The organism is Paenibacillus periandrae (assembly GCF_022458865.1).
GTDB lineage: Bacteria > Bacillota > Bacilli > Paenibacillales > NBRC-103111 > Paenibacillus_S > Paenibacillus_S periandrae.
Map to the genome: position 1 here is coordinate 266370 of NZ_JAJNMU010000004.1, position 26187 is coordinate 292556.

At 45.2% G+C, this 26187-nt stretch carries 22 protein-coding genes; all 22 read right to left on the minus strand.

Annotated features, from left to right (window positions below; translation table 11 throughout):
• Positions 1-221 precede the first annotated feature (221 nt).
• The 22 genes from LRL21_RS08350 to LRL21_RS08455 all read right to left on the minus strand — a co-directional run bounded on the left by LRL21_RS08350 (position 222) and on the right by LRL21_RS08455 (position 26161).
• Positions 222-1079, minus strand: coding sequence for a carbohydrate ABC transporter permease (locus tag LRL21_RS08350; protein ID WP_240415315.1), 858 nt, complete (start codon positions 1077-1079; stop codon positions 222-224).
• Positions 1080-1092: 13 nt separating this feature from the next.
• Positions 1093-1980 (minus strand): carbohydrate ABC transporter permease, encoded by an 888-nt coding sequence (locus LRL21_RS08355; protein WP_240415316.1) that lies wholly within the window; start codon positions 1978-1980, stop codon positions 1093-1095.
• A gap of 204 nt (positions 1981-2184) precedes the next feature.
• Positions 2185-3531, minus strand: coding sequence for an ABC transporter substrate-binding protein (locus LRL21_RS08360; protein ID WP_240415317.1), 1347 nt, complete (start codon positions 3529-3531; stop codon positions 2185-2187).
• A gap of 155 nt (positions 3532-3686) precedes the next feature.
• Entirely contained in the window at positions 3687-4889 is a 1203-nt protein-coding gene (locus tag LRL21_RS08365; RefSeq protein WP_240415318.1) for a response regulator transcription factor, read from the minus strand.
• Positions 4871-6571, minus strand: a complete 1701-nt coding sequence (locus LRL21_RS08370) for a sensor histidine kinase (RefSeq protein ID WP_240415319.1) — start codon at positions 6569-6571, stop codon at positions 4871-4873. Before LRL21_RS08370 ends, LRL21_RS08365 begins: the two co-directional genes overlap by 19 nt.
• A gap of 156 nt (positions 6572-6727) precedes the next feature.
• The gene (locus tag LRL21_RS08375) at positions 6728-6865 is read right to left on the minus strand and encodes a beta-galactosidase small subunit-related protein (protein WP_338044596.1); all 138 of its coding nucleotides are present in this window, start codon (positions 6863-6865) and stop codon (positions 6728-6730) included.
• A 239-nt stretch (positions 6866-7104) separates the two neighbouring features.
• Entirely contained in the window at positions 7105-7644 is a 540-nt protein-coding gene (locus LRL21_RS08380) for a glutathione peroxidase (protein ID WP_240415320.1), read from the minus strand.
• Between the two features lie 3 nt (positions 7645-7647).
• Positions 7648-8097: a MarR family winged helix-turn-helix transcriptional regulator gene (locus LRL21_RS08385; RefSeq protein WP_240415321.1), complete on the minus strand. Its 450-nt coding sequence runs from the start codon at positions 8095-8097 to the stop codon at positions 7648-7650.
• 173 nt (positions 8098-8270) lie between these two features.
• Complete coding sequence (locus tag LRL21_RS08390; RefSeq protein ID WP_240415322.1) at positions 8271-10901, minus strand: discoidin domain-containing protein; 2631 nt, start codon at positions 10899-10901, stop codon at positions 8271-8273.
• 35 nt (positions 10902-10936) lie between these two features.
• A complete protein-coding gene (locus LRL21_RS08395; protein ID WP_240415323.1) occupies positions 10937-12385 on the minus strand; it encodes a glycosyl hydrolase in 1449 nt (482 codons plus the stop codon).
• Positions 12386-12643: 258 nt separating this feature from the next.
• A complete protein-coding gene (locus LRL21_RS08400) occupies positions 12644-14014 on the minus strand; it encodes a sugar phosphate nucleotidyltransferase (protein ID WP_240415324.1) in 1371 nt (456 codons plus the stop codon).
• Positions 14015-14050: 36 nt separating this feature from the next.
• Entirely contained in the window at positions 14051-15382 is a 1332-nt protein-coding gene (locus LRL21_RS08405; RefSeq protein ID WP_240415325.1) for a UDP-glucose dehydrogenase family protein, read from the minus strand.
• A gap of 4 nt (positions 15383-15386) precedes the next feature.
• Complete coding sequence (locus LRL21_RS08410; RefSeq protein ID WP_240415326.1) at positions 15387-16487, minus strand: glycosyltransferase; 1101 nt, start codon at positions 16485-16487, stop codon at positions 15387-15389.
• Positions 16488-16516: 29 nt separating this feature from the next.
• Positions 16517-17659, minus strand: coding sequence for a glycosyltransferase family 4 protein (locus LRL21_RS08415; RefSeq protein ID WP_240415327.1), 1143 nt, complete (start codon positions 17657-17659; stop codon positions 16517-16519).
• Entirely contained in the window at positions 17637-18893 is a 1257-nt protein-coding gene (locus LRL21_RS08420) for a glycosyltransferase family 4 protein (RefSeq protein WP_240415328.1), read from the minus strand. Before LRL21_RS08420 ends, LRL21_RS08415 begins: the two co-directional genes overlap by 23 nt.
• Positions 18880-19716, minus strand: a complete 837-nt coding sequence (locus LRL21_RS08425; RefSeq protein WP_240415329.1) for a glycosyltransferase family 2 protein — start codon at positions 19714-19716, stop codon at positions 18880-18882. The genes LRL21_RS08420 and LRL21_RS08425 overlap by 14 nt, the downstream gene beginning before the upstream one ends.
• A gap of 16 nt (positions 19717-19732) precedes the next feature.
• Positions 19733-21121: a lipopolysaccharide biosynthesis protein gene (locus LRL21_RS08430; RefSeq protein WP_240415330.1), complete on the minus strand. Its 1389-nt coding sequence runs from the start codon at positions 21119-21121 to the stop codon at positions 19733-19735.
• Positions 21084-22568, minus strand: coding sequence for an O-antigen ligase family protein (locus LRL21_RS08435; protein WP_240415331.1), 1485 nt, complete (start codon positions 22566-22568; stop codon positions 21084-21086). Before LRL21_RS08435 ends, LRL21_RS08430 begins: the two co-directional genes overlap by 38 nt.
• Positions 22565-23110, minus strand: a complete 546-nt coding sequence (locus LRL21_RS08440; RefSeq protein WP_240415332.1) for a VanZ family protein — start codon at positions 23108-23110, stop codon at positions 22565-22567. The genes LRL21_RS08435 and LRL21_RS08440 overlap by 4 nt, the downstream gene beginning before the upstream one ends.
• On the minus strand, positions 23110-23880 hold the full coding sequence (locus tag LRL21_RS08445; protein WP_076229381.1) for a WecB/TagA/CpsF family glycosyltransferase: 771 nt from the start codon (positions 23878-23880) through the stop codon (positions 23110-23112). Before LRL21_RS08445 ends, LRL21_RS08440 begins: the two co-directional genes overlap by 1 nt.
• On the minus strand, positions 23877-25196 hold the full coding sequence (locus tag LRL21_RS08450; RefSeq protein ID WP_240415333.1) for an O-antigen ligase family protein: 1320 nt from the start codon (positions 25194-25196) through the stop codon (positions 23877-23879). Before LRL21_RS08450 ends, LRL21_RS08445 begins: the two co-directional genes overlap by 4 nt.
• 29 nt (positions 25197-25225) lie before the next feature.
• Complete coding sequence (locus LRL21_RS08455) at positions 25226-26161, minus strand: glycosyltransferase (protein ID WP_240415334.1); 936 nt, start codon at positions 26159-26161, stop codon at positions 25226-25228.
• Positions 26162-26187: the final 26 nt, after the last annotated feature.

Below are 26187 nucleotides of genomic sequence, written 5' to 3' on the forward strand. Positions count from 1 at the left end.
ATCCATCAAACGGAAGCGGCGCGCCAAAACAAAGGCTCTTCCATTTGTTGCATAAAGGGTATTCTCCTCGACTCGTACCCTTACCTATTCGGTTGTTTGCTACACTACCTACTTTATCAGCCGTTTGTTATCAGAATATCAAACACAAGTGAAGAATTTGTAAACCAGTGAATCCGATCGTTCCTCGACCGATTCTGATGCTTATAGGTCGTCAGTATCGATTATCCTTTGACAGATCCTTCAGTCAATCCGGAAATCAGCTGCTTTTGAAAAACGAGCACGACAATAAGCAGCGGTAAGACGCTAATAACCGAAGCAGCCATGATCAAGTGATACGGTGTATAATTGCTGTCTTCAAGTGCTTTGATCGCTACGGCAAGTGTTAAGTTCTCTTTGGACCTTAAAATGACAACGGGCCACAAAAAATTGTTCCACTGCTTAACGAACAAAATAATGCCCAAAGCTGCAAAAGCCGACTTCAAATTGGGCAGCACTACTTTTCGGAACAGTGTAAATTCCGAGCATCCATCAATCCGTGCCGCTTCCAGCATCTCATCTGGCAGCGACCGACAGTATTGTCTCATAAAGAAAATACCAAAGGCATTGGCAAGGTCTGGAAGGATAACCCCCCAAATATTATCAATTAAATGAAGCTGCTTATAGATGACAAACAGCGGTACCATTGTCGCTTCGTGAGGAATCATTAACGAAGCTAATACAAATATGAATAAAACTTGTTTTCCGCGGAATTCGTATTTGGCAAAGGCATAACCGCCCAAGCTGCATAGAAACAGTGTTACAACAGTAAAGGTTGTGGATAGTAAAACACTGTTCCAAGTAATAATACCAAAGCTTCTTTTCAAAAACAGTTCCCCGAAATTTCCCCAATGCAAGGTTTCAGGAATCCATATGGGAGGGTTGACGAATATTTCACTTACCGCTTTTAATGAAGAGCTTAGCAGCCAAAAAAACGGAAATAACATAATGGCGGAAATAACAGTCATGACAATAAACATAAGGATAGTGTTTAATTCATTTTTGCGATTCCAGTTGTAACTCTGTTTAGCAGAGGTCTGCATGCCTTCTCCCCCCTTATCCATTTTTATCATCAAACAGGCGTAATTGAACTAACGAGACCAACATCATGAGAATAAAAAAGCATACGGCGATCGAAGAAGCATAACCAAAGTTAAAGTTTTGAAAGCTCTCGTTATACAGCATCAAAACAGGAGTTAACGTAGAGTTTAAAGGGCCTCCCTTGGTTAAGATGAAGGGTTCGGTAAACAATGAAAATGTCCCAATCGTGGACAAAATCGTACAAAATAGTAATATCTTTTTCACCAGAGGGATCGTAATCAGAAAGAAACTTTGGGTTTTGGTGGCGCCATCGACATATGCGGCCTCATACAAATCTTTGGGAATGCTTTGCAGTCCTGTCATAAGCAACAGCATATTGTAGCCGAGCCACCGATACAATACCATCATCGCCACAGTAAACCGAGCCCAGCCCGGTGATTCCAGCCACGGAATACGGTTATCCAACCATCCCAAATTCATAAGCAGGGAATTCAAAAGTCCATCCTGCGTGTTGAATATCAAAACAAATACGAATGATACGGCAACAACAGATACAAAGTTCGGGACGAACAACGCCATACGGAAAAAGCCTTTGCCGACCATCCAGTTCGCATTAAGCAGGTTGGCAAAAATAAGCGCCAGAAAAAGCATGATAGGCACATAAATCACATAGATCACAGCGCTGTTCCATAAAGACAACCAGAATTGGTTATCATGCATTAAAGTCGTATAATTTTGTAATCCGATAAACGACTTTACTTTAGAACCGTTCCAATCCGTGAGGCTTATATAAAATGAATAAATAATAGGATATAAAGAGAACAGGATAAACAACAAAAAGTATGGCGATATGTAAAAATAAGGAGCGAGTCGAAACTGCCATTTCCAGCTTGTGGTTCTCATAGCTTTCCTCCTATGAGTTTCGCTTTAGCGAAACTGACTTCGTAAGCATTTGCTGAGTTTTGCTTTAGCGAAACTGACTTCGTAAGCTTAGCAAAAAAACAAAGGGGGCATCATCCCCATTGAACTCATGCTGATTCACATTCGCTCGAATGAACATGACACTCCCTCAGTTATTCCTGTCGAGATTGAATAGGTATTTTGTGCTTACTTTCTTTTCGTCTTTTGCCTAAGCTCGTCAGCCATGCTTTTTAAAGCTTTGTCCGAAGGCGTATTATTTAAAAAAATTTGCGCCCATACGTCCGTCATCATTTTATTGGCTAATGGAAAGTCGGAAGTGTAAGCAAGCGGGAAAGTCTGTTTTAACGACTCGGCATACATTTTCAGGACCGGCTGGTTGTTGAAGTATGCAGATGGCGCGTCCATATCCGGACTGCTATATACCGTGTTCAATGCCGGGAACAATCCTGCTTTTGTCATCATTTTCGCTTGAGAACTGTCCTTACCCAACATAAATTCAATGAATTTCCATGCTTCCTCAGGATTCTTGGAATTTTTATTGATAGCCATGTTAGAGCCGCCTTGGTTGGCACTGACATATTTATCATCCTTGGACCATTTTGGCATCATGGCAACCGACCATTTCCCCTTATCTCCAGGGGCATACTGCTGTTCGATGGTCGCGTCATGCCAGGAGCCTCCTACAACGGTAGCGAATTTACCCTCTTTGATAGCATTACCCCAAGGATCGGTATTAGCACGGGCATCAAATACGAGTCCTTCCTTTTGCATCTTGACCAGAAAATCAGCTACTTCTTTCACCTGAGGCGAATCGACGGATACGTTACCCTGCTTATCGAAGTACCACAAGCCGCGCTGCCACATCATGGACTCGAATACACGGTTGCTCGAATTTGTTTTTGAGTCTCCATACATCAGAACGCCGGTTTTTTCTTTAATTAGTTTCGCTGCTTCATAGTAATCGTTCCAAGTCTGGATTTTTTGTGAAACTTCCTTCGGATCGGTAGGAAGACCGGCTTTTGCAAACACATCATTTCTATAAAACATCACAACGGGACCGCTGTCCCATGGCATCGCGTAGATTTTATTATCCTTTGTGGCGTCTTCCCATTTGTACGCATTCATTTTGTCTTTATAGGGCTGGACACGAGAAGTAATATCCAGTAAGGAATCAATTTGCACCATTTGGGAAAGATTGGTAGACTCCAATGAGACAATATCCGGCACTGCATCTCCCGTATTGGAAGCGATCAAATACTTTTGATACAAGTCTGTCGATTTCATCAATTGAAATTCAATCTCGATATTCGGGTATTGCTTCTTAAATTCTTCCATGTTCAAATCTACACCCGTTTTTGCCGATTCCCAAATCCAAACGACCAGCTTCGTCTTTTTACCGGCATCTGCAGGCTTGACGGCTTCTCCGGGCTTTGCCGATTCTGCAGGTTTGCTGCTTGGATTGGAACATGCACTGGCCATGATAGAGAAAAACATGCAGAGGACCAGTAATAGCGACCAACTTTTCTTTTTCATTGTTCAATACCCTCCTTATTTTGTTCTTCTTTATCTTAGTTTTTTTGAAAGTGCTTTCAAACTGACATTCGTTTGATAATAGTGTACTATTTTTGAAAAATAAAAAAACACTCCTGACGTTCAGGAGGTTGTCGTAATCTTGTTCCATCATTTCGTTATTTTGTTTGATGTCGGTATAGACTGGGGGTTTGAGCCACACATTTTTTAAACCATTTGGAAAAATATTTGACGTCCTGAATGCCCACCTGCTCGGCTACTTCATCCGTTCGAAGGTCGGTCAGACGCAGCAAATCCTTGGCCCGTTTCAATTTACGATCAGAAATAAAAGTGATCAAGCTGCAGCCAACCTCTTCTTTGAATATCGTGCTAAAATAGCTTCTGCTAACGCCTATTCGGTTAGCCAAATCGGCAGCCCGTATATCCAGATGCAAATGCTGATCGATAAAATCAATTGCCCTAAGCACATCATCCTTATGAATCCCGCTGCGCAATTCGATTTGCAGCTCGATTTGCCGAAGTCGGTGCATCTTTTCTGTGGCCTTCATCCAGCCCGAAGCATCTTGTATAGCTCCCTCGCTTCTCCAATGCAGCCAAGGCTTGTTCAATTTCATGGCGAGCAATTCAGTTTTACATGCATGCATAAGATCCGAGCCGCAACATAAAAACAAAGAGTCCTGTCCATTATTCAGAAAAAGGATTCCCTCAGCGCACACAAGTGGAAAGGTTTGACTTACTTCCTCCAGTAAATCCAAACCCTTCTCGCCCGTATCACCAGCTTTGTTCATAAACAGATGGAATAAATGACTCCCGGAAACCATCCATTTCCAATCAGTGTCCAAATACTGCTTCAATTGAGCAGCGGCCGATTGTTTCTTTTCCATAAGCCATGTTTGCAGAAGGTTATCTGTGCGATCTTGATCTTTTGGCGTCGTGACGGAGGCTTTCTCCGGTTTGTGAAGAAGTAATTCCTGGCGTATTTTTGCCAAGCTGTCGTCCATTTGTGCATCATCAAAGTTAGTTTTTACAATGTAATCGGATATACCGAGCTGAATCCCTTGCTTGGCAAAGCTAAAATCGCGGTGACAGCTTAAAAATAATATCTTAGTCTCCGGATAATCCCCCAAGATTCGCTTGGCCAACTCGATTCCGTCCATTTCCGGCATCACAATATCGGTAATGACGATGTGCGGCCGATGCTTCAGGAACGATTCCCAACCGAGTAAACCGTTCGCAGAGTCCGCAACGACCTTCATTTGATGTTTTTCCCAATCAACGGTCATTCGCAGACCTTGTCTGACCAACTGTTCATCATCAACAATCATCACTTTTAAAACAGTATCTACAGTAATTTCGGCCATATGAACATCATCCTCGTTCCTTTCATTCTCTCTGATTCAATGTTCATCCTGTACTGCAAGTCAAAATGCAGCTTAAATCGTTCGTCGACATTCCGTAAACCCAGCCCGCCCTGCTTATCAGGAATTTTGTGGCCGCTTCGGATATATTCCAGATGCTGCGGCTTGATACCCAAACCATCATCGATAAGCTCCATGCAAATGTTTTGCCGTAAGGAAGAAATCGTAAGCTTCAATTGACCCCTACCATCGGTAAAAGCGTGAAAAAAGATGTTCTCTAACAAGGGTTGAAGCACCATGCGTGGTATAAGACAATTCTCCAGCTCGGGCTCCACATGCAATACAACATTGAATACATCTCCGTATCTGTACTTTTGAATTTCCAGAAAATGCTGTGTCACTTCAAGCTCCGTCTTAAGCGGTACAAGCGATTGCTTAAAATTAAAGCTGGCCTCCAGCACGGCGACTAAATGCACAAGCATTTTTTGTATATCCGGCTGGTGGGCTAATCTTGCCTTCCACTGAATGCTGTTTAATGTATTGAATAGCAGATGAGGATTAATTTGATAATGGAGAGCTCTCAGCTCAGCTTCGCTTTTGAGCTTTTCTTTAAGGCTGATTTCATGTACCGACTGTTTGATTTGCTCCGTCATCCTGTTGAAGGCATCGCCCAGATAGCCCAGCTCATCTGATGTTGTAATTCTCGTCTGAACGGAAAGATCACCTTGACCGAATCTCTTGATCGATTTAGCTAATTCTTTAATGGGCCTCGTAAACCGCGAAGAAAAAATACCTGCCATAATAACCACCAAGACAAGGGCTAATAAAGAAACAAACAGTGAATATTTTAAAATAACACTGGAGGATTCATAAAATTGCTTATAAGGCAATCTGGCCTCAATAATCCACCCATTCGTATCTAACCGATCCGACCATATAATATCATTATCAGCAAAAGAATAATCAGCTGAGGTTTGCAGCAACACCCCTCTGTTTTGATCAAGAATTTGCAGATGCGCTTTCAAATCATGTTCAAAGGTACGAAATAAGCCTAATATTGAATCCGCTTTCATTTCAATTAAAATATGACTTCCTTCCGGCAATCTGAACTGTTTTTGTATAGGTACGACTAAACTTATCACATAATTCACCGATGTGGACGAGTAATAATCCGGATGATGAATCATAATTTTATTGCGTATTATAGGACGCTCTGTAACGTTCTTCCATAAGTCGGAAAGCATAAGCTTCTGAGCATTAATCGTATCGTTCCCATAGACTTTTCCCGATTTGGTAACAATGTTTACGCTTATGATATCCGAATTTGTATAAGAGGCGAGCAGTCTTTTCAGATCTCTTTCATCTGTATATTGGCTGTAGGTCTGAAGATCCTCATCCTCGATTACAATAGGTGTGGCCGTCAAATAAGCTAATATATTCCCCGTGATATTTTCCATTTGTTTCAAGTTGGTATCCAGATGAAGCCTAAGCTGCTGCACCGCATATAGGCCGTAGTTTCCGAATTGAGAATTGACAACCTGGGATGACTTATAATAAGAAAAGTAACCCAGTGTTATTAAAGGCAAAATAGCCACGATCAATAAAAAAATGATCAGTCTAGCTTGAACACTTTTGGACAATTGAAACCGGTAGGGCAGCTTTTCAGAGGGAAATCGGTATTTCATGCTTCACCTGCTTTGAGATGATAAATAGATATAATGTAGTATAACGATTTATGTTTGCTGATTCCACCCTTAGTTTATTCCATAGCATACATTTTCTAAAAAATAGGGGTGGTTTCCCCCAAGCTAATTACTTAGGGAACACCACCACGCCGTTGTTTATTCATCCTCTTTAAAAATAGGCTTGATTTTAAGCTCAAATTTGAAATCCTTTTCATCCAACCGGTAAGGTACCAAAAGCTCAGGTCCGCAGGAATTGGAGCCTACTCCACCTATCTTATAATCGAGGTGAACAATCCTTTAAGATCTTCCCAGTAACGGGTCACATTAATCAAATGAATCGCTCCTAATGTCAATTAAGCTGCAAACAGAAGCAAGCTTCGGTTCATGCATGATCATTTTAAATGGATGCTGGGGGGATTGGAACCGACAGATGTTTGGAATAAGTGTATTTTTTAACAAACATAGCTGCGTTCAAACACAAAGAACCCTTTTTTTGTAAAAAGGGTCCCGGTCATTTCGTTTCTGTAAATGAATTACAGCAGCGCTTCAATCTCAGAGGTCATGTCTGCAGGCGAAACCGTGGGTTCAAAGCGTTGGATCGGCTTGCCATCAGCATCAATAAGGAATTTGGTGAAATTCCATTTGATATCGTTGCCTTCAATCGTACCCGCTTTAGTCAGCATATTGTGCATCATTTTACCGGTTCCGTCGTTCAGGTCAAAGCCTTCGAATGGCAGAGCTTCTGTCAAATAGCCGAATAACGGATGCTGGTTGTCACCGAGCACCTCGATTTTGTAAAAGAGCGGAAAGGTAACACCATAGTTGATTTGACAGAAGGTATCGATCTCTTCATTCGAGCCAGGCTCTTGTCCGCCGAATTGATCGCAGGGAAAGCCAAGAATCACAAGTCCCCGATCACTGTAGCTTTCATGCAGCTTCTGCAGCTCGGTATATTGTGGTGTAAATCCGCATTTACTTGCTGTATTCACTACAAGCAGCACCTTGCCTTTATATTGATCCAAATGCACCTCTTGACCTCGAATGTTGGTAGCGGAAAACGAATGAACTCCCATAGTTTATTCCTCCTGTGTAAGTTGATGGACTTGCTCTAACAGCTCGGTAAGACGCTTCCTCATCGTGAAGGCTTCATCAGGCGCCATATTGATATGGCAAAATACGCGTTCAGGCACCTCTTGTGCTTGCTCCTTAAGAGAATGCCCCTGATCCGTCAACCGGATAATGACATTGCGCTCGTCCCGAGGGTCACGGTTCCTTCGAATCAATTCCATGCCTTCCAATTTCTTCAGCAACGGCGTAAGGGTACCCGAATCCAGATACAATCGGCTGCCCAACTCCTTAACTGTGATGACATCCTGCTCCCAAAGCACCAATAGCACAATGTATTGGGTGTATGTAAGTCCCAGCTTGTCCAGAACCGGCCTGTATAGCCTTGTCATCTCCCTTGAGAACGCATAGACCGCAAAGCATAATTGATTATCCAGCTTCAATATTTCGTCTCTGTTCATAAGCATCTCTTTCCATTCAATTAAATTGTATACAATTTAATTTCATACAATTAATTTATCTCATTTTTATTGAAATGTCAAGAAGACTAAAATTCAATTTTGTAGCTCCTATCCTATTTTAGGATAATTTTATCGAAAAAATCCCCCGGATGGGGGATTTACCTTCTCAGCTATCATTCAAAACCATAAATCTGCAGCTCATGAATAGACCAGTAATTTCCACTTGTTCCGGTTTGCACAATTTTTACATATCTGGCCTGCTGAGGGTTGAATTTTATTTCCGTCACCTTATTTCCGTTGCCGAATGCGATCGGCCCCGTCCATGTTAAGCCATTGTTCGACACATAAACTTCGTATTTACGTGGGTAATCGTTAGGCGATCCCTCCGTCTGAAGCTCTATTCGATTGATCATAAAGGAATTCTTCATATCTACTTGATAATATTGTCCCGACGTCTGTGCGCCATTAGTATCCCATCTTGTATTACTGTTATCATCAATCGCGCCTTGTGGCTTCCCTCCAGAACTTCCAGAGACGATCCAATTCTTACGGTCCAAAGGCACATAATCCGTCGCGGCTGTCTCAACAGTTTGGGAAGTCCCACTAACGCCTGACAACCTTATTTGATACTTGTATGTCGTGCCAGCCAAAGTGCTGCTGTCGATAAAATGGTTTTTTTGCACGTTAGCAGCGATTAATTCGTAGCTCACACTCGCATCTGAACTACGCCAAATATCGTAGCCCTTGGCACCCTCCGATTCCATCCAGTAGAGTTCTATTGAATGCTGCTGTATAGGCGCCGCCTTCACCCAAGTCGGTGGTTTTGGTTTAACATCTTCAGAACGTGTCAGGATATATTGAACCGCTTCACCAGGACCGAGCGTTTCCTTTAACTCCAGATCGGGGGAAGCCTGTAATCCCGATATATACGTCCGTGCTTCCTCATAGGTGCTGCCTGTTCCAAATCTTTCCCCTTCATAAATAGTCTGCTCAGGCATAGTCACCTTAACAGCTATCGTCTGTGCACTTTTCTCAAAATTAACGAAGTTCAGCAATATTTTGTTAGAGGTTCCCTCGGATCCGGGCAAGGGCCTCAGCGAAGACGTGTCTACCCCACGGAAGTATACTAGCTTATCATATAAAGCATTGGCATTGGTTACTTGGTAAACTAACGGTTTGCCATGGGTCGCATAGGCCAGATTAAGCCGTCTCATAATTCCTGCTCGGGAATCTGTTTCTGAAGTATTCTCGTATATTCGTGTTGCAGCAGGATTGTGGTTATTCAAATTAAAGCCCGTTTCAAACAAAGAGTAGTTAGGATAAAAGGCAGCATGATGGGTGAACATGTCTGCATAACCAATATGAGCGCGCATAATCCGGTCAAAAACCGCCGATTTCGGCTCAACGGCCCCGAATTGCTTAGCATCCATATGAGTATCCGAGGTACCATATTCAGTATTCAGCATCAGCTTCGGCAAACCGTCTTCGGCTCCACCAAACGTCTTCATATTTTCTATAAAGCTTCCTCCCACACGATCCGCAAATGAAGAGCCATAGGAATGGCCATTGGTTAGATTAGTCACATTTTCCAGCTCCCTGCGTTGGGACGGATCGCTTTCCCACCCGTCAGGATCCCCGCATTGGCGTTTTCCATCGGGTGATTGATTTTTGCAAGCTTTCATCTCATACGGGAGCGCATAGGCCCAGCCTGGGGCAACGGTTTTCAGATGGGGTGCCAATACAGGAATATTGGTATTTAACCAATTGGCTATGGCCAGATTTACTGCTTTGGAACGATTAAACAATCCAGGCTCGTTATCGATCTCATAATATTGAAAAAGAGAACCGTAATTTTTTAAATAATTAACCAATTTATCCTTGGCATCATCGGGTAGTGTTCCATCCATTTTCAGCTTGATATTGCCTGTGTGCAAATGAAACGATACAGCTTGAGTATTATAGTCCCGTAACGTCTCGTAATAAGTCCCAATAGCTGAACAAGCGTTCTTCACATCGGTAGCGCAGCCGGTACGCATCACATTGCCGCTATAAGCGATGCCCATCCATTTCAAGACATAAGGGAGATGCCGGACGGCCCCTTCGTCGTAGTAAAAGGACATATTGTTGAGGCTTGTACCTGATGCGATATAGCTGCCGTGAATCGGTTCCTCCACAGGTGCAGACAAAGCTTTTAACCCGACATAATCCCACTTCCACCAAAGATACTCATTCTCGGAAGCCGAGCAATATAAGCAACCTGCAGCCTGCAGCTCCAATACATTGTTACCAAGCTGTAACTGCTCCTTTGGGATGTAAAGCTCGTACGTCTTTTTGAATGGGTATTCGCTTGTCGTACCACCGACACCAGCGATCTGAACAATGCCCGATAACAAACGGTTGGTGAATACAGCCATTTGCGGGACTGATTTATAAGCATCGAGCACCTTGAACTGTAAATGAACGCCGTTTTGCGGGATCGCTTCCAACGAATAGCTGATGCTCAATGACGGATTCACCGATTTATTGAGTCCACTCGGCACACTCTTCCAATCCGTAATCTTAATGGAATCGGCAGAAAAGCTATAGCTTTGTCTCCCGGTATCCGAATTACCGAACTCATTAAAGGAATCATCCTGTTTCCCAAGCAGCCATATCCAGCTGTCTTGGCTTTGCAAAGCTGAAGCTGGCTCAGCACGCGTTAATTGAACGGCTGCCTTGCATGGGTCGCAGGAAACTAAAGATACAATGAACAAGCATAACAGAACTGCTGGCAAAACAAGCAACAAAACCAGTTTTCTCTTCATGGTGTGTCTCCATTCCTTTTTTTGAACCGCGTCCTTCATTTAGGAATAAATAACGCACTCTCCGGAATGATTTCTTTGACTTGGGAAAGGCTCGCCCACATGACTTTGGCTGCCGCCCCTGCTTTATCATTGTAGAACTCTACTTTAAAGTCGACGGGCTTTCCCGCGGTAAGTGCAATCGTGCCGGATCGTTCAACCCAGCTTTGGTTGAACCAGCTGTCTATAACTAAATCCCCATTCACCCAAACTCTTATTCCGTCATCGCTCAAGGTGGATATCGTATAAGTTTCCGTAAAGCTGGGCCAAAGCCTGCCCGTCCATCTCACAGAGAAGGTGTCTGCCTGTACAGCGGTAGTTGGAGCCAATTGCCGCCAATTGAAGTCGATATTAGGATCTTCACGAACTTCCTTAAGGTCTGTAAAGTCCTTGTTATCGTAGTATTCGGCTACCAAACCATTCTTACCGGCAGCCTTGCCGGGCATTCGGACAGTAAGTGGAACCGTCCCCCTCTTGATGGATCTTGAACTGGTATAAAAGGAGTGGATACGCTCTGCTGTGTTATTTTCGGTCAGCATTTTGCCCCAAACCATCATATAAGCCCATTTGGGCTGATTCTCAAGGACAGCAGCGTCCGGGATTTCGCCGGTTTCTCCAATCGCCACCGGTTTGCCTCCCGAAAGCTCAACAATCTTGTCATAGTATTCCTGCCGGAAATCATTACCATAGATGTCAACAGCCAGAATATCCACCTTGTCAGCGCCAGGATAAGTCAGCGTATAAGGATCGGCCCATTCCGTAGGTGCATTCGGACTCCACACCCACAGAAGATTGTTCAGCTTATGCACGTTTACGTACCGGTCATACATGATATTCCATAGAGCAGAGAAGTTATTCTTCTTGCCCCACCAAAACCATCCTCCGTTCATTTCATGATAAGGACGCCATAATACTGGAACTCCAGCATCCTTAAGCTTAATCAGGGATACAGCCACCTCATCCAGGTCCGCAATCAAATGATTATATTCCACGGTTCCCGGCGTCACATATTTATCGAACTCAGATTGACTCATTTCCTTTTGAACATTGGACCAGCAGCGGCAAGTATCGGGAATGCTTTCATGATAAGTCATCGTAACAAGACCACCTGCTTTATTCCAAGCGATCGCGCTGTTCACCACCTTCTGCCTTTGCGAGGCTACTTCCGAAGGGGATTGATTCATAATGGCTCCAAGCTCATAGCCGTGAATTCCCGCGTTCTTGCCAGTCTGTTTCTTTAATTTGTTGTTCAGCTCATCGGGGCTTTCCAAATAATCATGCTGACCAGTTATGATTTTCGTCCCTGAAATCTCATAGAGATTTTGCAACACTGCTTTGGCTTCGGTTGATGCTACTGGATTAACCGGTGCCGATAAAGCTGACGAAATATCTGAATCAACAGGAAAATGAGGGGCAACCAACGTAAGTAACAGTAAAATAGAAATCACTTTTATAACCACACCCACCCTTCTGCTATGCTGCAGCAAAATCATATGGTATAATTTTTGCAAAACTTATGTTTGTTAAAGGAGCTGCTAGTGAGTGAATCATAATTCTAAGCTATCCATGCCAAGAGGCTGTATTTGGGCTATTGTCATAACCTTGCCGATCTGGTTCATTATTTTATACTTAGTGGTCAAATAAACAATCGCCTTCCATCCCCACAAAGAGAATAAAAGGCGGTTGCTCATTCCGAATATCCGCTTTCATATGAACTGATGAAGCGGTATGTCCTTCCATTCCATGCAAATTCGAACGATATCCTCCTCAACCAATTCCGAACCGGTCTGTACCTCGATAAGCTCCATATCTGTTATAGCCAGAATGCTGTGTTTGGTCCCTTCCGGAATACGGACTACATCGCCTGGCTTCACTTGAAACGGCTTATCGTTGATCACAATATCCGCAATGCCGCTAATGATGGTCCATACTTCACTTCGTTTATAGTGAAGCTGATAGCTAATGTTTTTACCTGCGCAGACCATAATGCGTTTGGTCAATACTTCGTTACCTTCTTTATATTTGATGTAATCAACGACGCGGTATCGTCCCCATCTCCGCTCCTCGTACATCGGCCGCTGCACAATATGATTCATAACTTCCTTAATTCTTGGACTTTCCACTTTGGAAGTGACCAATATGCCGTCCGGGCTTGCAGCTACTACCACATCGTGCATGCCGATCACGGTAACTGGGATGTCCAGCTCATTGATCAGGTGTGTATTTACGGAGTCCTCCGTAATAATTCCAGTCCCGATCTGGGAGCAGCTCATTTCCTCTGTCAACGTATTCCAGGTGCCCAAATCCTTCCAGAATCCGCTGTAGGGCAGCACGACTACATTGTTTTCCTTCTCTACGACCTCGTAATCAAAGCTGATTTTGGGCAGATCTTTATACTGCTTGAGCATCTCCTCATACTGAATGGGAAGTCCTTTCTCAATCAGCACATTAATCAAGTAATCGAGACGGAATCCAAATACTCCGCAATTCCATAGAGCATGACGCTGGATTAAAGCTTCGGCTTGCGCACGGTCAGGTTTTTCCCTGAAATGACTGACCTGAAGTATATTAGGATCTGAAGCATGAGGCTCGGAGGGAACGATATAGCCATATTTCTCTGAAGGTACGCTTGGAACCACACCGATTAACGCCAGATTGGCATCCGTCTCTTGAAGAACCTGCTCCAGTTGCTTGATAGCTTCGAAGAAAGCCTCATCTACATAAGGGTCGACTGGCATGACGGTTATGACGGTATTAAGCGGAACGTTGCCCATCGAATACATGTATGTAGCCGTGAGCGCAATAGCAGCGAAGGTATCTCTCCTTTCGGGCTCGATAATGATCGGGACCTCGTTCCCAAGCTGGCTAGTCATCATATCCATTTGAGATCGGTTTGTAGCTACATAAGCGGAATCTGTCAAGCCTGCGTTATTTAGCTGCCTCCATACTCTCTGTACCATAGATTCCATCTCATGGTTCGGACTTTCGAGTATTTTCAAAAACTGCTTGGATCTTGAATCGTTGGACAATGGCCAAAGCCGCTTACCCGAGCCTCCAGATAGAAGAACAAGTTTCATGAATGTCACTCTCCCTATGGTTATGATTAGTTAAGCCTATCCGACATGGACCTGAGAACGGAAAGCTGGTATAGGTTCAGGCCTTCCTATTGAATAATAATGAAGCCCTGCTCCTTCGATTTGCTCTTTACTGTACACATTTCTTCCATCAATAAGAATCGGTTGTTCCATCACATAGATTAACTGTGACAATGAAATCTCCTTGAATTCCTGCCAATCTGTCAGCAAGCACACGGCATCCGCATTTGCTGCAGCATCCAGCGCATTAGCGCACCACGTAATGGAAGGGTGGTCGAAGTTATGCTTAAATTTGCCCATGGCGACAGGATCATAGAGCTTAAGCCGTGCACCCAAGCCGATCAAAGCTTCAATAATTTCAATCGAAGGCGCTTCGCGGATGTCATCCGTGTTCGGTTTGAAAGATAAGCCCCATATTCCGATCACGGTGTTACTCAGTTGTCCGAGCGACTGCTTCAGCTTCTCAATTACTTTGTATCTTTGCGCCTTATTGACTTCCACCACCGACTTCAGAAGCTGGAATTCATAATTAACATTACCCGCAATCTGGATTAATGCCTTGGTGTCTTTAGGAAAGCATGATCCTCCATAGCCGATTCCTGCATTCAAAAACGCAGGGCCGATTCTGGGATCTTTACCCATTCCTAAAGCGACCTCCGTCACATCAGCACCCACCTTTTCACAAATATTTGATATTTCATTGATAAATGATATTTTCGTTGCCAGAAATGCATTGGAAGCATATTTGATCATTTCCGCGCTGCGAATATCCGTGACGAAGATCTGGTCCGTGAAGCTGCTGTGCAACTCCACCATGGTTGCTTCCAACTCCCGGTTATCCAGCCCGATCACAATCCGGTCAGGATGAAGCGTGTCCTGTATAGCCGAACCCTCCCGTAGAAACTCTGGTATGGAGACAATATCAAATGGCTGCTCCGTTTGCCCTGCTATGATCTGGCGTATTTTCTCATTCGTTCCAACGGGGACGGTGCTTTTCGTAGCGACGATTTTCCGGCCGTTCATGGCTCTGCCTATTTCGCCTGCTGCCTGTTCAATATACTGTAAATTGGCTTCACCGCTTGGCAGGGAGGGAGTGCCTACCGCTATAATAATAAGCTCGGATTGCCGTACCGCTTCGATCAAGTTGGATGAAAACTTCAAACGTTCGGCTTGTACATTGCGCTCCATAAATGTTTCGATTCCTGGCTCGTAAATGGGGGAAGCCAGATTTCGCAAAGCCTCAATTTTATTTATATCCTGATCGACACAAATAACGTGATTGCCCATTTCTGCAAAGCATATTCCCGAAACAAGTCCGACATAACCGGTTCCAATTACAGCGATTTCCATTCTGTCACCGTCCCTCTCTGAATTTTTCATAAGCTTTACCTATATAATTTTTGAAATTCACCATGAATGCCTTCTCATCGAACTTCCGGGCGTGGTTGACGATTTGCTGTACATCCCAAGCGTGATTTTCGACTTCATGTATAGCAGCATCCAGATCATCGATTTCTTGACGTTTGAAGAAAATCCCGTTCAGCTTCGGCATGATCGTATCAAGTGCGCCTCCAGACTGATAAGCGATAACCGGCCTACCTGCAGCATTGGCCTCAAGCGGCGTAATGCCAAAATCCTCCTCACCGGGAAAGATCAATGCTCGGCACTCCGCCATCAGCTTCGTAACGTCCCCATCCTCCAGCCTGCCGAGAAATTTCACATTACGTTTAGCCAACTGACGCAGCCGCCCAAGATCGGGCCCTTCTCCGACGATATACAAAGGAAGTCCATTGCGGCTGAACGTTTCCACGGCCAGATCAATCCGTTTATAGGACACAAGCCGGGAAACAATCAAATAGTAGCTCCCGATTGTCGCTGAGCTGTGAAACCTCGATGTATTGATCGGAGGAAAAATAACGTCGGATTCCCGGTTATAATAATTTTGAATCCTGTTTTTCACAACAGATGAATTGGCAACGAATTGATTTACGTTCTTTGACGTTCTTTGATCCCAGGTTTTAAGCTGCTGCATGTAGATCTTCAAAAGCTGCTTCAGCACATTGGATTTGGACTGTCTTTGCATGTAAGTGTCATAGTCCCATGCAAACCGCATTGGTGTATGACAGTAACAGAGATGGAAGGTCTCCTTTGGCACTTGAATACTTTTCATGAATGCGCTGCTCGAGCTGAGCACCATATCAAATTCACGGAAGTCGAAATCCCTAATCGCAAAGGGGTAAAGGGGAAGCATTCCCTTGAAGTTATTTGCCCCTCCTGGCATTTTTTGAAGCCAGGATGCACGTATATCCGCATCCTTAAGTGCGTCAAGCAGCCCATTGCTGCTAAAAACCGTGGTGAAAATAGGCGCCTGCGGATACATATGATGAAAGACCTCTACGACTCTTTCGGCACCGCCCATTTGAATCAAATAATCATGCGCTATTGCTATTTTCATTTGATCCATCCTTTTTTCCCATGGTTTAGTTAAATATTGGAAATTAATCCTTCGTAGTAGTTTGTGATTTGTGTAACGGTTCGTTCAATGACAAAATGCTCCTGTACACGTTTCCTGCCATTCTCACTCATTCTGCGTCTTTCTTCCGGATTCCCCAGAAGCTCACGGATCGAGCGGGCAAGCAGAGCGGGATCTCCAGGTGTGATAAGCAATCCTGTTTCGCCGTGTACAACAGTTTCAGTAGGTCCGCCCTCATTAGAGGCAATAACCGGCAGCCCTACGGCCATCCCTTCCACGATCACTTGCCCGAAAGGCTCAGGTGTAATTGAGGTGTGGACGAGTAGATCAGCCTGCTGCATCAATTCCTGAATATGCTCGACATGCCCGAGCAAGGTTACATTCGATAGCCCGTATACTTCAATCTGACGAATAAGCTCCTCCTTATAAGCATCCTCTCCAAAGAGTGCATCGCCGGCAAGCCAGAACTGGACATGCTGATCAGGCAAGAACGACCTGGCCGCCTCCAGTAGAATATGCTGGCCTTTCCATTCGGCAAGACGCCCAACGAGCAACACAGTGAACTTTGGCTTCAGCACCGTTACGCCCGGTATGGGGTTGATAGCTTTGGCAAAGGAAGAATAGACGACCAATGTTTTCTTCGATTTCGGCAGCTTCAAAGCATTTAGAGTAGAATTGGAATTGGCAATGATACCGTTAGGCAGGATACGTGACAACAACCGGATGGCCTTCGCTACGACTGGCTTCAAATAGGGCTCGCCGATGTGGTCCCTGATGTGCCAGATCAATGGAATTCCAGCTAATTTCGCAGCAACCGCACCGTAAAACGCTGATTTCAAGGAATTTGTATGAACGCAGACGACCTGCTCCTCCTTCAAAATCCGGGCAAGTCCTCTTCCGTAGGACAATAATTGAAAGGCTGCGGAGACAATCTGCATATTGACGGCATTCCGGCTGCGGTTTCTGACTTTCTCATTCATGGTGATGACACGAACCTGGATTCCCTTTTCCCTCAGTCTGTCGGCCAGGACGCCTTCCTCCGCCAAAATGACCAACGGTTCCACATGGCTGCCCAGATGGGTCAAAATATTATAAAGGGCAACCTCTCCGCCACTCCATCTGGCAGTATGATCAATGTACGCTACTCTTAACATCCGCATCATGCCTCCCTTTCCGTATGCTCGGTGTCCATAAATTGCGATCCCGGCCGTCGGTGCTTCGATACTTGTCAAGCACCGTTTCAAAAACAGCTTCCACCTGGTTCGTTACATGCTCCCACGTATAGTTGTCCAGAATATGATTCCTGCATTGTTCAGCGGTAGGCCACTGCTGCTTATGCTTCATTAAACGAATGATCCCTTCTGCGATAGCGCTGCTCTTCTCACTCTTGAACAGCATTTCGGGGCGGAACTTCTCTAATATTTCCCGGCTGCCTCCAACAGGCGTTGCTGCCACGGGAAGTCCTGAGGCCATGGCTTCGACGGTAATCAATCCGAAGCCTTCCAGCGATTGGGTGGGCACTACGAACAAATCAGCGGCCTGATAATATCTGGGAAGATCGCTGTCAGGGATGTAACCAAGCAGTCGAACTTTGCCCTCGAGACCGTATTCCGCGATTCGGCTTTCCAATTGCTCCTTTAGCGGCCCCCTCCCTCCTATCAAAAGCACAGTATCAGGAAAGTGCTTGACAACTTCCTTCCACGCATCGAGCAATTGCAGCAAGCCCATTCGATTGACCAGCCTTCTTACCGTCAGCACCGTTGTGCCATCTTCCGCCAAGTCAAGACTTCTCCGTACCTCCCTTCGGTCCTCGGACGGCTGAAACCGCCGTATATCAGCCGCACCGGCAATTATGAATATCTTGTCAACTGGAATCCCGTATTGATGGTGCAAAACGTCACGGAAGGTTTCACTCAATACGATGAAAGCATCTGCAAGCCTGTAGGCCTTCATCTCCATCGACTTGGCGATCCATGCTTTGATACGGTGCGTGAGGCTGCCCCCTTCCGCACGTATTTCCTCGCTCCATGGACCGTGAAACGCCATGACTATCGGAATATTTCGCTTCCTGGCTTCCTCGGCGGCCCCCACGCCGTATGGGGCAAAATGCGAATACAGGATGTCAATCTTCTGCTCATCCATCAGCTTGGCTGCATACGTGCGGAACATGCTCCGCCTCTTCGCGAGTTTCATATCAGGATCAGCGATGCTGGTAACGCGCATTCCCTCTCTAACCTTTGGGTTATCCTTGCTGCATACCAGAGCATGCAGCTTACTCCGGTCTGAAAGATTTTCGCAAATATTTTTAAAGTAGGTATTCAACCCACCCGCCTGGGAAGACGGCCAGCCCATCCCGATAGACAGAATTTGCAGCTTATTGGATGGCATATTTCTTTCCCTCCTTTAGCGGTTCTTCTTCATGCCGATGCTTCACCTTGCTGTGAACAAGAGCACTTTCATAGTGCTTTAAGCAAACCAGAAACTCATACATCGCCCAGAATATAGCAACGGCAAGGCCGGGAACACCTTTTTTGTACAATCCCTGAATCACATATTTTTGTATAAAACGCGCCGGAGGACGGTACAGCAATCGAATCCATCTAAACGGCTTCCCCGCAATAACGGCCTCCTCCGCCTCTAAATCGGTATATTTGTTAAACCTGGCAACATGATCGTTAATGCTGCGGAAACCGTAGTGCCATAATGTCCCTTGTAAATTCATAACCTGTGTATTCGATACATCCGGTATTTCATGAACCAGACTGTCTTTATATTGAACGTTGTTTCGATTATATAAACGAACCAGACGTTCTCCCTTCCCCATCCAACGACCCAAAAAATCTCCGATTCGAAACACAGCATAAGCTATTTTCCCATCTGATAGATCTCTCTTTCTCTCCAGTATGGACTTGGCTAAAAGCTCGCTCACCACCTCATCGGTATCGATGACGAATATCCAGTCATGCGATGCCCGCTCGCTCCCATAAATACGCTGCTTGGCATAGCCAGGCCAAGGATTCTGATACACCTTGCAGCCTAATTGCTCGGAGACTCGAATGGTACCGTCCTTGCTCCCTCCGTCAACCACAACGATCTCATCGGCGAAAGCTTTGCAGGAAGCTATAGCACCGGCAATCCTTGACTCATCATCCTGCGCAATAATGACCGCAGATATGAGATACTTCCCTGCAGAAGCACAATGGTCGATCATCGGTTTTACACCTCCTTTATTCGCTTGATTCAGCAGACTTGTTCGCTTTATACGCAGATAACGCTGATATTAACCAACGCACATCTTCCCTGGTAATCAGAAGCCACGGGATCTTCATCTTCAAGGTAAATCGCACGTTGATGAGAATGAACAGAAATCGGATTAATACGGACGACAGCATCGCAATCCCTGCGCCGGTAAGTCCAAGCTTTGGAACGAGCAGCATCAGCATCGGAATGACGAGCAGCAGTCCAAGCCCCTGAAGAATCGTGACAACCTTCGGTTTACCGAGCGCCATGAAAGCTTGAGCCAGAACCATCGTTCCACCGGATATGGAAACCTCCAGCAGCAGCAGCCTGAACACGCCGAGCGCCTCCCTAAATTCATTACCATACAGCAGAGTCAGGACATAAGGCGCAATGACCATAATGGCTGCCGATACCATGATGGCGATACAGGTACTAATGCGAAATACACGAAAGGTCAGCTGTACTACTTCTTCCTTCGGCAAGCCCGATGCTTTGGGAAACAACACCGCGATTATCGAAGTGGAGAAGACGTTGACCACCCGCGAGAGGCTGACTGCAACCGCGTAAAGCCCCAATTGCGCCGGGTTCAGTAACCCAACTATGACAATCTGATCAATATAATAAGAAAGATTACCCATTAAATCGTTACCGTAAGAGCCAATCCCATAACTAATTAATTGCTTGAAGGTTTGAAAAGCATCCTTCAAGATGATTTGATAGGCTTGAATTAAACGCAGTGTCGTCCATATATAGAAAGGAACCGCCGGAGCCAAATACGCGACTGCTGATGTATAAGCATGCATAGTTCCCGACAAGATCAGAATACCCAAGCAGGCCAGCGTACTTAATGGAATCAGAAACCGCAGCCGGTTGTACAGCTTGTATTCTCCTCTCACCTGCATCATGGCATTGTTGATTTGAGAGAGAACGATCAAGGGAACAAAGAGCATCGACCATTGTGAGAACAGCACGACATTATGGGAATAAGAATTGAGCCAATAGGGCAGAAAGATAATTCCCGCAGCCATAGCTATAGTTCCCGCAGCTAGCCCCATCCACAATGCAGTCGTATACAGCTTGGCAGCATCCTGTATGTTCTTTTTGACGTTATAAATTAATGCTGAAGGAATGCCGAAAGTAAAGCTGAAGGCGAGAAACTGTGACCATAACACCATGGCCGTCTGCTCGCCTCGTCCAGACGGTCCCAGAAAGCGTGCGGTTAAAATACCCGTAAGCATATTAATTCCTAATATCAAAATACTGAAGAGCATCGTTCTGATTGTATTCGCCATATTACTCTTACTGGACAATAGTGCTTTAAGTAACCCGAATATCGGCCTAATCCGTACTAACTTTAAGTTGATCTGCTGCTGCATCCGGGCTTCGCCTCCTTCCCTGTGTTATGGCTTTATGCGCCACGATCCCTATACCCACCATCTTCCACAGCAGAAAGCCCCTCAAGCCCGTATAGCCATTCTCAAACATCAAGCTCGCTATGCTGCCTATTATGGAGGCAACCGCCATACTTCGATATGATAAAAATCCAGCCATTTCCTCACTTCGTGTAATCAGATATTTGACCATCAGTGTCAGCCCTCGAAAGAATAGAAATCCTCCAATAATACCGAATGTAAGAAAGACGGCAACGAACCCGTTATCGAATATGCCAAATTCACCAAGTGCGCCCCCATTGTCCAATTTCGTTCCGACACCTATACTTCCGAGTCCTAATCCTTGCGGTTGGCTGAGCATCATAGGGAAAACCGTATGAAAAAAATCCAATCGTTCGTTGTAGGAATGGTCGTCCTGGATGGCTGTCATCGTTTCCAGTCTGGCAATAAGCACCTGAGCACCCGGCAGCTTCGGGATAATCCAGTACATAGCGGTTACAGCCACCCCTATTTGAGTTAGCAGCTTCCATTTATGCGTTCCCGATGAGAGCATCGTATAGACAGCAATATCGATGAATAGCAGCAGCCACGCCGAGCGAACAAGTGTGATGAGCAAGCCTACGGCTACCAGCAGGATACCAATCCAACCCAAGGCTCCGCGCCATCGTTTCTCCAGAATCATCGGTGCAAGCGCAGTCCCCATAAACATACCGGCAGGTCCCGGCGAATTCAGAGTGGAAAATACACGTATTTCCAGCGGATAGGGCTTGCCTATCGAGCTCATTTCCACATGATTCATCCAAAAAGCATCCCATGGCGGCACCGTCATATATTGGATAATTCCGTAAACCGCAACCAGAATCGCTATATTGGAGAAGGTGATAAGCAACCGGTCCAAATCTTTCTTTTCAAATGGAGCAACGGCAAAATACGGAATTAACAGCATCGGAATCAGGTAATTGACCAAATCGTAAAGGGTACCTACCCCGTTCTTCGTAAGACCGATTACACATCCGTAGAGCAAAGCCAAAGACAGGAATAAAAGCACTTTGCGAATGGGTGAGTCGATTTTGTGTATATTGGCCAGAACCGGAATAATGAGAACAGCGCTTGTAAGAAGCGGTGCCAGACTTAACATCGAAACGGAATGATAGGAGCCTTCCAGCCAATCCTCGATTCTTCTAATCTCAGGGCATACGGCCCAGACAAGCAAAATATAAGGGACAATCTTGCGTGATTCAAGCAATGCCATAACGAAGGCCGGGAACAGAATCACTGACAAGATTGCAATCTCTGTACTGATGTCATGGCTCAGGTTTGCGCTGGAAAAGCCAATAATGACAGAAACAAGCAATGCAGCACATACCCATAAGCCAACGACAGCCGCATTATTCATGAAGGGATATGAATACAGCTCTTTTATCGTTCTCATAAGCCCTCCGTCTTGTACGTATTGACAAGTCTTCTCTTCTTCCATAATGCAAGCAAGCCGTATACCAGTATCCCGATCAACACACCTGCTGTATCAAGAACAATATCCTGCGGTCTGGGCCCGCGATCGATCGCGAACAACTGGTGAAACTCATCCGTCACAGCAAAACAGACGGACAGCAAGAGTGTAATGATCATGGCATTGGGAAGTCGGAGCTTTGTCGTATAGCGGATACCTCTAAGCAAGCTTATGCTCAGCAGGAAATATTCGATGACATGGGCAAGTTTACGGATCATAAATTCAAGCACTCCACCCGGTCCGTCTTTATTGCCGTCAATCGTTAGTGAGCCGTATTGGATCTTGATGTTAGATAAATAATCGCTCACGCTAGTACTATGCACCACATGCGTTAGCTGCGTCTTGATCGTCTGCTGCTCGTAGGATTGGGAGGAAAGGACGAATATGACAGCCATCACGATAAGGGCAGGTACCCAATTAGAAGCCATCCTCCGGGTATTCCAGACGAATGATTCATCATTCATTACGCTCCCCTCCGTTTCAGCTTGAATTGCTTCCTGAACTCCTTCCATACCATAACGATAAACATGGAATCGTCGACCAAATAACGTTTCCACAGCCTTTTGGGCTCCTGTACAAGTCTCCAAAACCATTCAAATCCTGTTTTTTGCATAATATCGGGAGCTCTTTTGACCGAGCCAGAAATGAAGTCAAAGGTAGCCCCAACTCCAATAGAAACCGGAACCTGATAATTCAAGTAGTGCTGGTATATCCATTTCTCCTGCTTAGGAGCGCCTACGCCAACAAATACAATATCCGGCTTCGCCTCAATCAGCATCTGTACGATATGCCGGTTCTCCTCTTCCTTGTTTTCAAAGCCGTATGAAGGCGAATAACAGCCGACGATATTCATACCTGGAAATAAGGATTTAAGGTTTCTCATCGCTTGTTCTGGAATTCCAGCTGCAGATCCCAGGAAGAACAAACGGTATTGCCTATCTTCAAAAGCTTCTCCCAGTTTTTCAAACAGATCGGCACCGGATACTTTCTGCTTCAACGGCTTCTTTAGCACCTTCGAGGCCCATATAATCGGCATTCCGTCTGCAACAATCGCCCCGGCGTTTGAGTATACCTTTTGAAATTCGGTATCCTTTCTAAGCTTGATCAAATGATCGACATTGCAGGTTAAAATGTAGGAATGTTTGTTTTGGCGAATTACTTCATCAATGAATCCGAGCAGATCCATAAAATCATAATTATCAAAATTGACATTAAACATATTCACTCTACTCATGGGATCACATCTTCTTTTTTGGGGATTATCCTGGATAGCAGATACAGGCAGTTCAAGTACCAACAGAACGGAATAATGAATTGAACGGTAGACAATGTATTATCCGAAAAGGAATACAGGAAGAACCCGAATATAAATGCCAAATAATAAACCTTTATGCTGGGAGCTAGATTCCGGTAAATCAAAGCAAATACAATCAGCAGAGACAGAAATAGTAGTCCGCATCCGATGTAGCCGGAATCATAGTAGAAGCGAATATATTCATTATGCGGAACGACAAATCCCTTATATAAGCTACCGTCATTTGCAACCGTAACGGAGCCAAGCCCTCTGCCTGCCATCGGAGAATCTTCCACTCCTTTCAGGAAGAATGCCCAGGCTTCGGTTCTGCCAGATAAGTCAATTCCCGTACCTGTTTGACGTTCAAAGGAACGTTTCGTCATATTGTCCCACTGCACATACACAGCTGCCGCAAGCAAGGCTACGGAACAAACAAGCGGAATAATCAGCATAACCTTGCCTTTGACATATTGTCTGACGATATCAAAGAAGTAATACGCAACCATAGCCAGCATGGCTAGTATCGGACCGCGTGTTCCTGTTGCGATTAGCACTGCAAAATTGGCGGCTAACGTAAAATAAAAAAACTTCGCCTTATCCGGATTGCGTTTCGTTTCAATCAGAGCAATTGTAATTCCCAAAAAAGCCAGCATCGCCAAGTGCGGTGCAATATTCGCTCCCTGCACCCTGACAGCTCCTGTGAACTCGACATCAAGAAACGAATACAGATGTGCGAGCTGAAGGAGGAGTCCTGCTGCAACGCTTACCAGAGGAAGCAGGCAGATGATTTGAATATGCCGCTGCGCCATCTCCTTCTTCCATTGGATCAACAGAAAGACGAACGGCAGCGCAAGTCCGATAAAAGCTTTCAGCGATAAAGAAGCGCTTAGTCTCGGGTGCCATTCCGAGAAAAATAAAGTTAGAAACAGCATGGCGGCAAACGCAAGAATGGGATACACAAACCTCAAGCGAATTCCGTTTTGAAGCATGCAAGGGATAAGCAGCACCAGAATCCCAAGCTTATACAACGAGATCATTTCAATACCGAACACATCAGCATCAATGATGTAGTTGACGGATATGGCCGTAGACAGTAGTACCGGGTAGCTGATTCGCGCCGGGTTATGAACGGTAACAGCCAGCAGGAGCAGGAGAGCTACTCCAAGGATACTTAAGACGGGCTGGTAAACCGCTGCGATTCCAGTTATCCATGCAGTGGATACATAGGCAGCTGTGACATATACCGGTTTTTTCAAATGTAGATGAAGGTCCGTCATAGGCACCCTCACCTGACCAGCGGCGTATTTCCGCGTCTCCTTAGCATATCGAGCGTACCGCGTATACTTTCCAGCCTACATTTGATCAGCAGCCTGCTGCCTTCATTGCGGGCGAATAAAGAAGCAGCAATAATGTAGAGCATTTTACCTGCCAGCGTACCGAGAAGGCTAACCTTACTACCAAAACCACTATGCATACATGCATTTGAAATCCCTTGATAATAGTACCTTTGTTGAATCCATTCCCGGGTCAACCGGCTGGCAGGGATAAAATGAACGACAGCCATCCCCGGATGATAAAGGATCGTTTTGCCTTCTTTTTTCATTCTATCGAATATCCAGGATTCCTCGCCTGACAGCAGCATGCTTCCTTTTCGGCCAAGATTCGTTGGGAAGGAATGGTTTTCAAAAAACGAACTGCGGATTGCCATATTAGCTCCATACGGATGACGTTTCGGCGGGTACTCTCTCACTGCACTACCCATATCCACAATCGTATACGGCAATTCAAGCGATGTAATCAACCAGTCAGGGCGATCGCTTTCAAAGTTAGGGCGAATAATGCCTCCAAGCGCATAAACGTCCTGCCTGCTTTCGAATACGGCAATAATCGTGCTGATCCATTCAGAGCAGGGGATAGCATCATCATCCAGAAATGCGATAATAGGTCCATTCGCCACCTGGATTCCTTTATTTCGCGCTGCAGACAGTCCTTGACTGGGCTCGAAGTAATAACCCACCTCCACATGACCCGTATTGCGCTTCATATAGGACTCCGCAACGCTGCGTGTATGGTCGGTGGAATTATTGTCCACAATAATCACCTCAGCCCTATCGAGACTGGACAAGCCCTGCAGGGATTCTAAAGTTATACGCAGCAAATCAGCCCGATTATAGGTGCATATCACGATGGAGACATGCAGCTGCTGGTTATTAGGCACCATGGATTTGCTCCCCTCCCTGTCTTTTA